General features: G+C 67.5%; 16 protein-coding genes. 11 read left to right on the top strand and 5 right to left on the bottom strand.

The window, feature by feature from the left end:
- Positions 1–52 precede the first annotated feature (52 nt).
- Complete coding sequence (locus IBJ82_RS18145; RefSeq protein ID WP_194827015.1) at positions 53–679, bottom strand: bifunctional 2-polyprenyl-6-hydroxyphenol methylase/3-demethylubiquinol 3-O-methyltransferase UbiG; 627 nt, start codon at positions 677–679, stop codon at positions 53–55.
- A gap of 150 nt (positions 680–829) precedes the next feature.
- On the opposite strand from IBJ82_RS18145, the gene IBJ82_RS18140 reads away from it, so the two are divergent.
- Positions 830–1,561 carry a TetR/AcrR family transcriptional regulator gene (locus IBJ82_RS18140; protein WP_194827014.1) on the top strand — a complete coding sequence of 244 codons (732 nt, stop codon included), beginning with the start codon at positions 830–832 and terminating at the stop codon, positions 1,559–1,561.
- Positions 1,562–1,769: 208 nt separating this feature from the next.
- On the opposite strand, the gene thiD is transcribed toward IBJ82_RS18140, so the two are convergent.
- A complete protein-coding gene (gene thiD, locus IBJ82_RS18135) occupies positions 1,770–2,618 on the bottom strand; it encodes a bifunctional hydroxymethylpyrimidine kinase/phosphomethylpyrimidine kinase (protein ID WP_194827013.1) in 849 nt (282 codons plus the stop codon).
- 91 nt (positions 2,619–2,709) lie between these two features.
- On the opposite strand from thiD, the gene IBJ82_RS18130 reads away from it, so the two are divergent.
- Positions 2,710–3,840 (top strand): GTP-binding protein, encoded by a 1,131-nt coding sequence (locus IBJ82_RS18130; RefSeq protein ID WP_194827233.1) that lies wholly within the window; start codon positions 2,710–2,712, stop codon positions 3,838–3,840.
- A 103-nt stretch (positions 3,841–3,943) separates the two neighbouring features.
- Here IBJ82_RS18130 and IBJ82_RS18125 read toward each other — a convergent pair whose 3' ends face one another.
- Positions 3,944–5,080, bottom strand: a complete 1,137-nt coding sequence (locus IBJ82_RS18125; protein ID WP_194827012.1) for an epoxide hydrolase family protein — start codon at positions 5,078–5,080, stop codon at positions 3,944–3,946.
- A gap of 89 nt (positions 5,081–5,169) precedes the next feature.
- On the opposite strand from IBJ82_RS18125, the gene IBJ82_RS18120 reads away from it, so the two are divergent.
- The 9 genes from IBJ82_RS18120 (at position 5,170) to IBJ82_RS18080 (ending at position 12,088) form a co-directional block, all read left to right on the top strand.
- Positions 5,170–5,817 carry a TetR/AcrR family transcriptional regulator gene (locus IBJ82_RS18120; RefSeq protein WP_194827011.1) on the top strand — a complete coding sequence of 216 codons (648 nt, stop codon included), beginning with the start codon at positions 5,170–5,172 and terminating at the stop codon, positions 5,815–5,817.
- Positions 5,818–5,875: 58 nt separating this feature from the next.
- Positions 5,876–6,298 carry a VOC family protein gene (locus IBJ82_RS18115; RefSeq protein WP_194827010.1) on the top strand — a complete coding sequence of 141 codons (423 nt, stop codon included), beginning with the start codon at positions 5,876–5,878 and terminating at the stop codon, positions 6,296–6,298.
- A 45-nt stretch (positions 6,299–6,343) separates the two neighbouring features.
- Complete coding sequence (locus tag IBJ82_RS18110; RefSeq protein ID WP_194827009.1) at positions 6,344–7,150, top strand: ABC transporter permease; 807 nt, start codon at positions 6,344–6,346, stop codon at positions 7,148–7,150.
- A 40-nt stretch (positions 7,151–7,190) separates the two neighbouring features.
- Entirely contained in the window at positions 7,191–7,949 is a 759-nt protein-coding gene (locus IBJ82_RS18105) for an ABC transporter ATP-binding protein (protein ID WP_194827008.1), read from the top strand.
- 47 nt (positions 7,950–7,996) lie between these two features.
- Positions 7,997–8,977: an ABC transporter substrate-binding protein gene (locus IBJ82_RS18100; RefSeq protein WP_228537384.1), complete on the top strand. Its 981-nt coding sequence runs from the start codon at positions 7,997–7,999 to the stop codon at positions 8,975–8,977.
- Between the two features lie 244 nt (positions 8,978–9,221).
- Positions 9,222–10,742, top strand: a complete 1,521-nt coding sequence (locus tag IBJ82_RS18095; RefSeq protein WP_194827006.1) for an MFS transporter — start codon at positions 9,222–9,224, stop codon at positions 10,740–10,742.
- A gap of 73 nt (positions 10,743–10,815) precedes the next feature.
- A complete protein-coding gene (locus tag IBJ82_RS18090; RefSeq protein ID WP_194827005.1) occupies positions 10,816–11,247 on the top strand; it encodes an SRPBCC domain-containing protein in 432 nt (143 codons plus the stop codon).
- The gene (locus IBJ82_RS18085; RefSeq protein ID WP_194827004.1) at positions 11,237–11,566 is read left to right on the top strand and encodes a helix-turn-helix transcriptional regulator; all 330 of its coding nucleotides are present in this window, start codon (positions 11,237–11,239) and stop codon (positions 11,564–11,566) included. Before IBJ82_RS18090 ends, IBJ82_RS18085 begins: the two co-directional genes overlap by 11 nt.
- A gap of 15 nt (positions 11,567–11,581) precedes the next feature.
- Positions 11,582–12,088: an SRPBCC domain-containing protein gene (locus tag IBJ82_RS18080; protein WP_194827003.1), complete on the top strand. Its 507-nt coding sequence runs from the start codon at positions 11,582–11,584 to the stop codon at positions 12,086–12,088.
- Between the two features lie 30 nt (positions 12,089–12,118).
- Here IBJ82_RS18080 and IBJ82_RS18075 read toward each other — a convergent pair whose 3' ends face one another.
- Positions 12,119–12,910, bottom strand: a complete 792-nt coding sequence (locus tag IBJ82_RS18075; RefSeq protein ID WP_194827002.1) for a thioesterase family protein — start codon at positions 12,908–12,910, stop codon at positions 12,119–12,121.
- Positions 12,911–13,041: 131 nt separating this feature from the next.
- Positions 13,042–13,275: a hypothetical protein gene (locus tag IBJ82_RS18070; RefSeq protein ID WP_194827001.1), complete on the bottom strand. Its 234-nt coding sequence runs from the start codon at positions 13,273–13,275 to the stop codon at positions 13,042–13,044.
- Positions 13,276–13,381 lie beyond the last annotated feature (106 nt).

The raw sequence follows: 13,381 nt of genomic DNA, 5'->3' as shown, positions 1-13,381 counted from the left end.
GCCGCGCTGCCACCGAGCTGGGACCGAGCTGGGAGGTTGCTGGGGATCGTGATCAGCCGCGACGCAGGCGCAGCACGCTGTCGACGCGCTGCCCGACCACACCGTCGGGGCTGGTCGACGGGGTGTGGACCAGCTCGGCGGTCTCTGCCTGCCACTCGGGTCCGAGCTCGAGCTGCTCGAGTACCTGCTCGATGGTCGGGAACACATGGGCGTGCATCTCGCTGGCGGCCCAGCTCGGCGCGGCCGCGTGCGCGCCGATCACCAGCACGCCACCCGGCGCGACGGCGGCCGCCGCACTGCGCAGAATCCCGGCCCGCTCGTCCGGCTGCTCCACCGGCGAGTGCAGGAACTGCGCGGACACCAGGTCGAAGGCGCCCGCCGGGAAGCTCGCTTGGAGGTCGTGGCGATCCCACACGATCGTCACCCCGGCCTCGGTGGCCCGCCGCGCGCCGCGCTCCATCGCGGTCGCGGAGATGTCGACCGCAGTGACCTGCCAGCCGCGCTTGGCCAACCAGATCGCGTCGGCACCTTCGCCGCAGCCGAGATCAAGGGCAGTCCCCGGGGTCAGCTCGGCGACCTCACGCACCAGAAGGGGGTTCGGGTTACCGGTCCAGATCTGCTCGCGTTCGCGGTAGAAGTCTTCCCAGAACTCTTCGGCGTTCGCCACGGTCTCGGTCATCGATGCTCCTGGTCAGTCAGGGTGAACGGATCATCCGATAGTGCATCGGCACCCCTGATAACCGCCAGATACTTTGCTGTTTCAGCAAATGTGTTCCCGCTCTCGGTGGGGTGCGTAACCCGCGGTACGGCCCGCCCTAGTATTACTAACGTGACGCGCGGTTACCCCAAGACGGACGAGGCGCCGCGTCGTCGTGTCGACGCGCGGACCGAACGCTGGCGCGAGCATCGCGTGCAGGTGCGCATCGAGTTCGTCGATGCGGCTTTCCGGGCGCTCGATCAGGTCGGGCCCGATGTGAGCATGGGCGATATCGCCAAGGAGGCCGGTGCGGCCAAGCCGAAGCTGTATCGCCATTTCGAGGACAAGACCGACCTCTACAACGCGATCGTCGACCGCCTGCGCGACATGCTCTGGGAGCGTGTGCTCACCAGCGTGAATCTCACCGATGATTCGATCGCCGAACTGGTCCACACCGCGGCCACCGAGTATGTAGCGGTGGTGTCGGCACACCCGAATGTCTTCCGGTTCATGCTGCACAGCCATTTCAGCCAGCAGGCCAAGGAAACCGAACGCGCACTGGTCGCGGCCCGTCAATCGGCGAGGCGGGCGGCGGAATTCTTCGCGGGCCTGCTGCCGACGGAATCGATCGATGTGACCGGGATCGAATTGGTGAACTATTCGATTTTCGGTGCGGTCGCCTCGGCCACGGACTGGTGGCTCGGTGCGAATCAACGCGAGGTTTCGGCGATGCCGGTCGAGCGCTTCGTCGACTATCTGGCCGAGAGCATCTCGGCGCTGGCACAGGCTCATGCCCGCTTCAATGGAGTCAAGATCGACCCGTCGAAACCCTTGCACGACGCGTTCTGTTCCGCCTCTCCGTGACTTCTAGCCAGACTCAGGCAGTGTCGGACTTGCGTCGGCGGCCGGCGGGGCGTGCGGAATGGGTTAGCTCGAGTCGGTGAGTTACCCATGCGTCGATCCATCGCGCCCGACACGAACTCCGTTGTTCTCGCCGATCACGCCTTTGGGGTCGGCGGGGGTGCGATGGGTTCAGTATGAACCTGGGCACCGACAAGTTCGCGACGCCACGCTAGGCGTTGGTGTGGAGTCTCCAGAGTGGTGAGACGGGCCCATGGCCCGCGCCGAGGTCGTACGAAGCCGCCAGGCAGCGGTAGGTCCATTCCTTGGCGAACTCCACCGCGTCGGGCACCGAGTAGTCGTTGGCGAGCGCGCTGGCGATCGCCGCGGCCAGGGTGTCGCCGCCGCCGTGATCGTTGCCGGTGGCGATGCGCGGCGCGGTGAACTCGCGGAAGGTGTCGCCGTCGTAGAGCAGATCGGTGCTGAACTCCGACGCGCGCAGGTGCCCGCCCTTCACGATCGCCCACTGCGCACCGAGCGCGTGCAACGCCTCGGCGGCCTTGCGCGCGGTGGCGTCGTCGATCACGTCGATGCCGGTGATCAGGCGCACCTCGTCGAGGTTCGGGGTGACGACGGTCGCGAGCGGAATCAGCGTATTACGCACTGCCTCCAGGGCTTCCGCATGAAGCAAGGGATCCCCGTGCATGGAGGCCGCGACCGGATCGACCACCAGCGGGATGGTGCCGTCGCGGCCGATTCCCAGCTCGCGACATACCTCGGCGACCGCTTCGATGATCGCGGTGGAGGCGAGCATGCCGGTCTTGGCCGCGCCGATGCCGATGTCGCGAACGACCACCCGCACCTGATCGGCCACCACCTGCGCCGGGATCTCGTGAAAACCGCTGACGCCCACCGTGTTCTGCACGGTCACGGCAGCCACCGCCACGCACGCGTGCACCCCGCACAGCGCCATGGTGCGCGAATCGGCCTGGATACCGGCGCCGCCGCCGGAGTCGGTGCCCGCGATGGTGAGCGCGCGAACGGGGGTCTGACCATCGGGGGTCAGCGGCAACATCTTCACGCCCCAACCCTACGGCCGCGCACGCGGGCGGGAGACCCCGCCCGCACACTGCAAATGAAAACCATTATCATTAACTCTCGTGACCAATACCCTGACACAGCTGCCCGTCACCGTCCTGTCCGGCTTCCTCGGCGCGGGCAAGACCACGCTGCTCAATCACATCCTCGCCAACCGCGACGGCCGCCGGGTCGCGGTCATCGTCAACGACATGAGTGAGGTCAATATCGACGCGGCGCTGGTCGCGGGCCAGGGGCACCTCGACCGCACCGAGGAGAAGCTGGTCGAGCTCACCAACGGCTGCATCTGCTGCACCCTGCGCGAGGATCTGATCGAGGCCGTCGCCCGCCTGGCGCGCGAGGGTCGCTTCGACCAACTGGTGATCGAGTCGACCGGTATCTCCGAGCCCATGCCGGTGGCGGCCACCTTCGACTGGGAGTTCGACGACGGGTTCCGCCTCGGTGAGATAGCCCGCCTCGACACCATGGTCACCGTCGTCGACGCCTCCACCTTCCTGGCCGAACTCGTTCGCGGCCAGGCGCTGGCCGACCGGGACCTCGCAGCGGGTGAGGGTGACGGGCGCTCGATCGCGGATCTGCTGGTCGACCAGGTGGAGTTCGCCGATGTGCTGCTGATCAATAAAACCGACCTGGTCAGCGCGAACGCGGCGGCCACCATCGAGGCGACCGTACGCAAGCTCAACCCTCGCGCCCACGTGCTGCGCACCGAGAAGGGCGTCGTCGACCTGTCCGAGGTGCTCGCCACCGGCCGCTACAACCCGGAGGTCGCCGCCGAGTCGGACGGCTGGGCAGCGGAGCTGGCTGGCGGACATACACCGGAGACCGAGGAATACGGGATCAGCAGCATCACCTTCCTCGCCGATCGACCTTTCCATCCGCAGCGCCTCGCCGACGTCTTGGCGCAAATGCGGGGGATGCTGCGCAGCAAGGGATTTTGCTGGATCGCGAGCCGCCCGGAGCTGGCGGCGATCTGGTCGCAGGCCGGTCCGAATATCACCTTCGAACCCGGCGCGTGGTGGTCGGAGCTGGAAGTGCCCGCGGGACAGGAACTCGTCTTCATCGGGGTACGTCTGGACGCGCCCGACGTGCGGCGCCGACTCGAGGCCGCGCTGCTCACCGATGCGGAGTTCGCGGCGGGTGCGAACGCGTGGACCGGCTACGCGGATCCGTTCCCGGCCTGGGCGGACTTGCACGTGCATCACTGATTGGCATCTTTGGTACGCGTATCACACTGCGCTGGTGCATGATTCGAATGGGCCGCGACCCACGCACCGATGAGGGGAGCGTGGGCCGCGGCACCTGATCGAATCAGGCGAGCCCGGCGAAGAACTCGCGGATGTCGCCGACCAGCACCTCGGGTGCCTCGTGCGCGGCGTAGTGTCCGGCCGCGTCGTTGGCGCCGCCCGTGCCCACGCCTGCGTCGTAGGAGTTCCAGCTGACGATCTTGCTGTGGTCACGCTCGGCGAACCGGCGGATCGACTGGAAATCGCCTGCGAACATCGCCAGCCCGGTCGGGACCGTGGTCGGTTCGGTCGGCTGCTCGGCGGCGTGCGCGTCCTCGTAGTAGAAGCGCAGCGACGAACCGGCCGTCCCGGTGAGCCAGTACAGCGCCACATTCGCGATCACGAAGTGCGCGTCGAGCGTTTCGCCGAACAGCTGCGCGTTCCAGCCGAGCAGACCCACCGGGGAATCGGCCAACGCGTAGGCCAGGGTCTGCGGCTGCTGGCTGTGCAGGGCGTTGAACGCCATCTTGTTCTCGTGGAACCACTGAAGATGTTGCAGCGCGGCCATATCCGCCTCGGAGAGGCCTTCGAACTCGGCCGGGTCGCCGGACGGGAACGAGAACAGCTGGGTGACGTGCACGCCGATCACATTGTCGGGCGCGATCCGGCCGATTTCGGGGGAGACCATCGACCCGCCGTCGTTGCCGATGGCGCCGAAGCGCTCGTAGCCGAGGCGCGCCATCAGCTCGACCCAGGCGCGAGCGGTGCGGTAGCGGTTCCAGCCGGTGCTGCGGGTGGGGCCGGAGAAGCCGAAACCGGGCAGCGAGGGGATGACCAGGTGGAAAGCGGGCTGATCGGCCGATTCCGGCTCGGTGAGCGGCGCGATCACGTCGAGGTATTCGAGGATCGAGCCGGGCCAGCCGTGGGTGAGGATTACCGGCGTCGCATCGGGGCGCGAGGAGCGGATGTGCAGGAAGTGGATGTCTTCACCGTCGATCTCGGTGGTGAACTGCGGGTAGGCGTTGAGCTCGGATTCCAGCGCGCGCCAATCGAACTCCTCGAGCCAGTACTCGGCGAGGCCGCGGACGCGACCGGCCGGGACGCCGTAGGCATCGCCGACGCCGGGCAGCTCGTCCGGGAACAGGGCGCCGCGCAGGCGGCCGGCGAGATCGTCGAGCTGGGCCTGCGGAACTTCGATCCGGAACGGGGTGATGGTGGCCATGTCGACTCCTCTTATTGAAACGGAATGTTTCGTTCTGTTCCAAACATAGCAGAACGGATCGTTCCGTTTCAAGTGGTAGCCTGATATTCATGGTGAAGCAGAACGAAACCGCAGATCAGCCCCGCTTGCCCGGCCGTAAGGCACAGGCCGCGCGCAACGACGGACTGATCCTCGACGCCGCCCGCGCGGTGTTCCTCGACGATCCGAACGCGCCGATCGCCGCCGTTGCCGAACGAGCGGGGGTCGGGATCAGCGCGCTCTACCGGCGGTATCCGAGCAAGGAGGTACTGCTGCGCACGCTCTGTCACGAAGGGTTGCGCCGTTTCAACGCCGAAGCCGATGCGGCGCTGGCGGATTCGGACGGTTGGCGCGGATTCGTCGGATTCCTGGAACGGGTCGTCGAGGCCGACGTGCACTCGCTCACCGCGCGCCTCGCGGGCACCTTCACCCCCGACGAATCGATGCTTCCCGACGTCATGCACTCGGGCGAGGTCGGCGAGGAGCTGGTCCGCCGTGCCCACGCGAGCGGACGTCTGCGCTCCGACATCGACGCACTCGACCTGGGCCTGATCCTCGAGGCCTGCGCCGCGATCGCGATGCCGGACTCGGTGCGCACCGCCGAACTGCGTCAACGGGTACTCGCGGTGATCGTGGACGGGCTCACCTGCGAGGGTGATCTGCCCGGGCCACCTCCCGCTCCCGGAGAATTCGCGTGGCGTTGGGAACGTAAGTCCTGATCGGCTCGGAGCTGGCAGACTTGGCGCTTCACCCCGGACTACAACGCGGAGGCGCGTAGTGAACTGGACTCTGGAAGTTGTGATCGTCCCGGTCTCCGATATCGACCGGGCCAAGGATTTCTACGCCAACCGACTCGGCTTCGCCGTCGACCACGACTCGGTGATCTCCGACGACGTGCGCATCGTGCAACTCACCCCACCCGGCTCCGGCTGCTCGATCGTGATCGGCAAGGGCGCGGTGCCGGAGATGCCGCCCGGCTCGCTCAAGGGCCTGCAACTCGTGGTCCCCGATATCGAGCAGGCGCACGCGGAGCTCGTGGCGCGCGGGGTCGAGGTCAGCGAGGTGCAGGAGCTCGGCAAGAATCCGCGGCCGGTCCCGCATCCGCTCGACAACGTCGGCTTCGTCTTCTTCAGCGACCCCGACGGCAATGCCTGGGCCGTGCAGCAGATCTCCAGCAGAGCCGACAAATCCTCGAGCTGATTCGAACCCTGTCGGTATACCTCTTCCGGCGGGCACCATGCTCGCATGCTGTTGGAGAGGCCCACCGAAACCGACGAGCGACGGATCCCGCTGTACCGCCGCCCGGGGTTCCTGCGTGCGCTCTCACCGATCGCGCTGTTGCTCGCCTGGCAGCTCGCCAGTACCAGCGGCGCGATCCCCGCCAAGAAGCTGCCCGCGCCGGCCGCGGTGTTCGACGCGGGTCTGGAAACCTACCGCTCCGGCCAGCTCACCGAGGCTCTCCTGGTCTCCGGCCAGCGGGCCCTGTACGGCTTCGCGCTCGGCGCGGTACTCGCGCTGGTGCTCGGCGTGCTCGCGGGCCTGAGCAAGATCGGTGAGTACGCGGTCGATCCGCCGTTGCAGATGATCCGCACCATCCCGCTGTTCGGTCTGATCCCGCTGTTCATCATCTGGTTCGGCATCGGCGAGGAACCCAAGGTCTACCTGATCGCGCTCGGCGTGTTCTTCCCGCTGTACCTCAATACCTTCTCGGGCATCCGCCAACTGGACCCGAAACTGCTCGAACTCGGCAGTGCCCTACACCTCGGACTCGCCGAACGCCTGCGTCTGCTGGTCCTGCCCGGTGCCCTGCCGCAGATCCTGGTCGGCGCGCGCCAGAGTCTCGGCATCGCCTGGCTCTCGCTGATCGTGGCCGAACAGATCAATGACAGTGCGGGACTCGGCTTCGTCGTCAACAACGCCCGCGAATTCCTGCGCACCGACATCGTCGTGTTCGGCTTGGTGGTCTACAGCCTGCTCGGCCTGCTCACCGACTCGATCGTGCGACTGCTCGAACGCCGCGCCCTGCGCTGGCGCCCGGCGGTGCACCGCTGATGTCTGTCACCCGCCGCCGTTCGATCGCGAGGTTCCCATCATGACCGCTGCCGCCGCCACGACTGTCACCCCTATCTCCGCTCGGTCGGCCCGGGTGCCCGCCGCGCGAATCAGCCGGCTGAGCAAGCGATTCGGTGAACGAAGTGTGCTCGACGGGATCGATCTCGAGATCGGCGCCGGCGAGATCGTCGCGCTGGTCGGACGCAGCGGATCGGGCAAGTCCACCCTGTTGCGCATACTCGGGGCCCTCGATACCGCCACTCGCGGTGAGGTTTCCGTCGAGGGTCGGCCGACGATCGTCTTCCAGGAAGCGCGGTTGATCCCGTGGCAGCCGGTGGTGCGCAATGTCGCCCTCGGCAGGCCGAAGCCACGCCATCGACGTGCCGACGAGCAAGCCGCCCGCGACCTGCTCGCCGAAGTCGGTCTCGCGGGCCGCGCCGACGCGTGGCCGCTCACCCTGTCCGGCGGTGAGGCCCAACGTGCCGCGCTGGCAAGGGCATTGGTGGCCGAGCCGACCCTGCTGCTGCTCGACGAGCCCTTCGGCGCCCTCGACGCGCTGACTCGGCTGACGATGCACGACCTGCTCCTTCGCCTGCACGCCCAGCGCGAATTCGGCGTCCTGCTGGTGACCCACGACGTGCTGGAGGCGATCACCCTGGCCGACCGCGTTCTGGTCCTCGACGACGGCCGAATCGCCGCCGACGTGCCCATCGAGCTGCCACGCCCACGCACCGCCGCCGCGCCGGAAGTCGCCGAATACGCGACGCACCTGCTCGCGCTGCTCGGCGTCACGCACTGACCCTCCCGTACCGACGCACGAAAGTAGCTCCAGTGAAACGCAATCCGATGACCCGTCTGGCAGGCCTCGCGCTCGCCGTTGCCGCAACGCTCACCCTGAACGCCTGCGGTGACGACGCGGCGACCGAGAGCGCACCCTCGGGTCCGGTCGATCTCAGCACCGTCACGCTGAAAGTCGGTGATCAGAAGGCGATTTCGATCGAGGTGCTGCTGAAGGCATCGGGACAGCTGGAGAACCTGCCCTACAAGATCGAATTCTCCACCTTCACCGCCGGTCTGCCGCTGGTCGAGGCGGCGAGCGCGGGCGGCATCGACATTGCCCAGACCGGCAATACCCCGGTGATCTTCGGCGCGGCCGCCGACGCCGACATCAAGATCGTCGGCGCGCTCTCGGCGACCGGAAAGGGTGACGCGATCCTGGTCGGCAAGGACTCGACGATCGCCTCCGTCGCGGCGCTGAAGGGCAAGAAGGTCGCCGTCTACAAGGGCAGCTCGGCCAACGCGAACCTGCTGCTGCAACTGCAGAAGGCGGGCCTGTCGCTGAGCGATGTCGAGCCGGTCTACCTCGCCCCCGGCGACGGCTACACCGCGCTCACCCGCGGTGACGTCGACGCCTGGGCCACCTGGGACCCCTACACCGCCATCGCGGAAAAGGAGATCGGCGCCAAGTCGATCGCCACCGCCGACCAGGCCGCCAACGGCTACAACTTCTGGGTAGCGGGCAACAAGGCCGTCGCCGACGCGGGCAAGTCCGCCGCCCTCGCCGACTTCTTCCAGCGCTACGCCGCCGCCACCAAGTGGTCCTCGGACAACCTCGACGCCTGGTCGACCAAATACGCCGAACTGACCCAGATCAGCGTGGACGCCTCCCGCACCACCTGGACCCGCTCGATCAAGGAGCCGATCAAACTCACCGACCAGGTCATCGCCTCCGAACAGGAAATCGCCGACGCCTTCACCAAGGCCAAGGCCATCCCCGGCAAGGTCGACTTCGAGTCCTTCGTCGACACGCGCTTCGACAAGGCGTAAGCCTCACCGAATTGCCGCCGCAACGCTTTTCCGAACGCGAGCGCGACGTTGTGGCCGCCGAATCCGAACGAGTTGTTGAGCGCGTAGTCGATCCGCTGCGGTCGTGCGCTGCCCGCGCGCTGAAAGATCGCTGCCGCCCAGTGTTGTCGGCGCTGGATGCACGGCTCGCTCGGTAGGTTGAGCAGCGGATCGGGTGCCACGGATCCGGATACCGGTCACGACCAGGAATCGGCGGTGAGGCGGCATGGTGGACGAGGGCGCGCAGACGTACGGGTCGGTGCGTTGGCTGATGCTCGCGGTGTTGTGCGCCAGTCTATTGCTGGTGGCGATGGACGCCACGATCCTCAATGTGGCGTTGCCGTCGCTGATCAACGACCTACAGGTCGGGCCGCTGGAGCAGTTGTGGATCATCGACATCTACGGGCTCGTGCTCGGCGGGCTGCTCATCACCACCGGTGCGCTCGGTGATCGGGTGGGGCGAAAGCTGTTGTTCATCAGCGGTTTCGTGCTGTTCGGCATCGCCTCGGTGGTCGCCGCTACTGCGGGGAGCGCGGGGCAGTTGATCGGTGGGCGAGTGCTGCTCGGGATCGGCGGTGCGATGGTGATGCCGTCGACGCTGTCGCTGATCCGCAATATCTTCACCGATGTGCGGGAACGCACCATGGCCATCGGGATCTGGGCGGCGGTCGCGGGTGTGGGCGCGACGGTCGGGCCCATCGTCGGCGGGTTCCTCGTCGAGCATTTCGGGTGGTCGTCGGCGTTCTGGCTCAATGTGCCGGTGGTGCTCGTGACGGTAGTGGTCGGGCTGTGGGTGTTGCCGGAATACCGTGCGCCACAGGCGGGCAGCCTGGACTGGTTCGCCGCGGGGCTGTCGGTGGCGGGCATCGTCTGCCTGGCGTGGGGCGTCAAACATCTCGCGAAAGGTGAAGCGAGCGTGGCGGACTGGACGATCCTGGTCGTCGGCATCGCCGCACTGACCTGGTTCACCCGGCGTCAGCTCACCGCCACCGACCCGCTGCTCGACGTGCGCCTGTTCCGCAACGGTGCGTTCACTGCGGCGGCCGTCGCGACCCTGCTGGCGATGATGGCGATCGGCGCGGCCATGTTCCTGATCTCGCTGTGGTTGCAGTACGTCCACGGCTACAGCCCCTCACAGGCGGGTATCCGGATGTTGCCCGCCGCGCTCACGCTCCTCACCGCCTCCCTGCTCACGCCGATGTTGATGGAGAAATTCGGTGTCCGCGCGGTGCTCGGCGTCGGGCTCGGCGCGGTCGCGCTCGGCTTCCTGCTGCTGGCGGTGAGTCCGGAACCCACCACCTATCCGGTGGTCGCGCTGGTCCTGGTGTCCTTCGGCCTCGGCGACGGTATGGCCGTGACCGCGGCGGCCGCGGTCCTCGTCGGCGCCGTTCCCGCCGACCGCGCAGGCCAGGCGGGCGCGGTGGAGGAGACCAACTACGAGGTCGGTGTCGGGTTCGGCGTCGCCTTGCTCGGCAGCCTGCATGCCCGGATATTCAGTCAGCACATGACGGCTCTGCCCGTCCCCGCGGACAAAGTGGACCAGGCGAGCGGTTCGATCGGCGGGGCGGCCGAGGTGGCCACCGAACTGTCCGAACCCGCCCGCGACGAGCTCGCCCACGCCTCGAGTCACGCCTTCGACGTAGCGCTCACCACCACGTCCTATATCTCGGCCGCGGTCGTCGCGGTGGTGGCCGTCGGAACGGTCTGGCTGGTCCCGAAAGGTTTTCGCGTCACCGGCGACTACTGACACCCTTGACGCAACCCGAGGGTTGCAATACTCTGAGTTGCAACCAGTCGGTTGCTATACATGAGGAGGCATCATGGGATTCCCTGATCAGATAGTCCGGACCGTCGAGCTCGCGCATCCGCCCGCCAAGGTGTGGGCGGCGATCACCACCGCGGAAGGGCTGGGTAGCTGGTTCGGCAATACCGCCGAGATCGACCTGCGCCCGGGTGGGGACATGCGGATGACCTGGAAGGAAGGGTTCGCCGCGAACATGCGGGTGGAGCGGGTCGAAGAGCCCTCGGTGTTCGGTTACACCTGGCCGATCAACGGTCTGCCCGACGAGGACCCGCGGCGCACCTATGTCGAGTTCAACCTCGAGCCCCACGGCAGCGGGACCCGGCTCACGGTGACCGAGACCGGTTTCGCGCAGCTGCCCGACGAGGCGCACAAGGAAGCGTTCGAGGGCAATGTCGGCGGCTGGAAGAGCGAGCTGGGCGAGCTCGTCGAGTACCTCGATGCGGCCTGAGCTGGAGGCCACCGCCGAACGGGTCTTCGTCGCGCTGGCCGATCCGAGCAGGCGGTCGGTACTGGCCGCACTCGCCGCGCACGGTCCGGCCACCGCGACCGACCTCGCCGATCGACTGCCCATCACCCGGCAGGCGATCGCGAAACACCTGGTCCTGCTCGCTGATGCGGGCCTGGTGATCGCGGAACCGGGGGAGCGGCGCCGCGTGCGCTACCGCCTCGATTCCGCCCCGATGCAAGTGGCACAACAGTTTCTGGCCGCCATGGCCCGCGACTGGGACAGGCCATTCGACGCCCTCCGGAAATACCTGGACGGCTGAACCGAAGGAAAAACGATGAGCGACAACAACTTCACCGCGACCACCACCGTCGACGCGAGTCGCGAGGAAGCGTTCGCGGCGATCAACAACGTCCGCGGTTGGTGGAACGAAACCATCGAAGGAGCCACCGGCACCGTCGGCGACAGCTACCGCTTCGAGGTCCCCGGCGCCCACCGCTGCACGATGACCACCACCGAGTCGATCCCCGGCGAGCGCCTGGTCTGGCACGTCACCGACGCCCACATGTCTTTCATCGCGGACACCGCCGAATGGGAGGGCACCGACGTGGTTTTCGACCTCATCGACCGTGACGGTGCCACCGAGATCCGCTTCACCCATGTGGGTTTGCGGCCCGCCGACGAATGCTACGAAGTGTGCGCCAATGCCTGGGGCGGCTATATCACCAAGAGCCTGTACGAGCTGATCACCACCGGTACCGGTGACCCGTTCCGCACCGACAGCACCTTCGATTCCGAACTGCTCAAGCATGGCAACACCGACCTGGTGAAGCCGCGTCACTGAGTCCCGCGACCCCGCGAGATCCGGCTGCCGCTAGCGCGGTGCCAGCAGCAGCGTTTGGGTGCTGCGACCCAAGGGCCCGGTCTCGTCGAAGAGCGCGGATTCGGCGAGGCCGATGCCGTGCGGCTGCGGATGGGTGACCGCGTCGAGGCACACCCACTCGCCGACCGGCTGACGATGCAGAGTGACGGTGAGATCGGTGTTGATGAACAGGTACTTCGACCAGTCGAGGACCGCGCTGACCCCGTTGCCCGAATCGGCGGCGGCCAGCGTGCGCTCCAGCGGACTCGGGGTGGTCCCCGCGACGATCGGGTACTTCAACCGGATCCAACAGACCGCGGGGCCCGGCGCGGCAAAAGAGCCTGCGCTGAAACGGTATTCGATGCCGGTGTGGAAACCGATCGCCTGATCGGACGGAAACTGCTCCGGCTCGGTCGCCGCGGGCAGCGGCCTGGTGCCGGTCGGCAGGAACTCGGTGGGCAGATCGAGAGCGGGCTCGGAGAGCTTGAGCCGCCACGCGTTGGCCTGCATCACCGGGCCGCGCTCCGACGACAACGTCGCCTCGATCAGTTCGACACTGCGCCCCGACCGCACCACCCTCGCCTGCGCGGTGAGCGGAGCCAGCGGCACCGGCCCGAGAATCTCTACGGCGACCCGCCCGACCTGGAATCCCGGCCGCGGCTCACATCGCTCGATCACATGCCCGAGCAGCGCCGACGGTGGTCCCGCGTGCTGGGCGTCCGGCGACCACGGGCCCCGGGTCAGCTCGGTCGAGAGGTATCGGTTCGGGTCCGCGGGGTCTTGGCGGTAGAAGGCATCGGCCACCCAGCCGACGTTACCCCGCGCGATGATCCGGGGCAGCCGCGGTGCTCGAAGATGGTATCGGCACAGCCGGGCGAACCCACCGATCGGCGCGCGACCCACCACGAAGGTCGGTCGCGCGGCGAGATCAGGCCCTAGGCGCTGCCCGTCGAGAGGGCTGTGAACAGGTCGAACAGCGGACGCAGGGCGCAGGGGCTGGTGTCCGAGGTGCAGCCGATGGACGACGAGCCGGAGTCGGCGACCGGGAGGGACGCGGCCTGGGCGGTGCCGAGCGGGGCGGCGACGGACAGGGCGGCGGCCGCGAGGGCCCCGGCGACGATGCGCTTCATTGATTCACTCCAGTGCTCGGCGTGCCGGTAGATCGACACGCCGCCAACGTTACTTAGCGCCAGGGCGAGCGAAAGCCCCGAAATCCAGGGTGGCCGCCCGCCCGATCGTGGAGATCGGACGGGCGTCAGCGGTGGTGGTGCGGCG

This window comes from Nocardia sp. XZ_19_231 (assembly GCF_015355705.1).
Classification (GTDB): domain Bacteria; phylum Actinomycetota; class Actinomycetes; order Mycobacteriales; family Mycobacteriaceae; genus Nocardia; species Nocardia salmonicida.
Note: the sequence above shows the minus strand (reverse complement) of the source record. Positions and strands in the feature narration are given on the sequence as shown.

Coding starts and splice junctions, on each gene's coding strand:
- IBJ82_RS18080 (WP_194827003.1), top strand. CDS start 11,582: ATGAGCGACAACAACTTCACCGCGACCACCACCGTCGACGCGAGTCGC.
- IBJ82_RS18100 (WP_228537384.1), top strand. CDS start 7,997: ATGACCCGTCTGGCAGGCCTCGCGCTCGCCGTTGCCGCAACGCTCACC.
- IBJ82_RS18145 (WP_194827015.1), bottom strand. CDS start 679: ATGACCGAGACCGTGGCGAACGCCGAAGAGTTCTGGGAAGACTTCTAC.
- IBJ82_RS18085 (WP_194827004.1), top strand. CDS start 11,237: ATGCGGCCTGAGCTGGAGGCCACCGCCGAACGGGTCTTCGTCGCGCTG.
- IBJ82_RS18125 (WP_194827012.1), bottom strand. CDS start 5,080: ATGGCCACCATCACCCCGTTCCGGATCGAAGTTCCGCAGGCCCAGCTC.
- IBJ82_RS18105 (WP_194827008.1), top strand. CDS start 7,191: ATGACCGCTGCCGCCGCCACGACTGTCACCCCTATCTCCGCTCGGTCG.
- IBJ82_RS18095 (WP_194827006.1), top strand. CDS start 9,222: ATGGTGGACGAGGGCGCGCAGACGTACGGGTCGGTGCGTTGGCTGATG.
- IBJ82_RS18120 (WP_194827011.1), top strand. CDS start 5,170: ATGGTGAAGCAGAACGAAACCGCAGATCAGCCCCGCTTGCCCGGCCGT.
- IBJ82_RS18090 (WP_194827005.1), top strand. CDS start 10,816: ATGGGATTCCCTGATCAGATAGTCCGGACCGTCGAGCTCGCGCATCCG.
- IBJ82_RS18110 (WP_194827009.1), top strand. CDS start 6,344: ATGCTGTTGGAGAGGCCCACCGAAACCGACGAGCGACGGATCCCGCTG.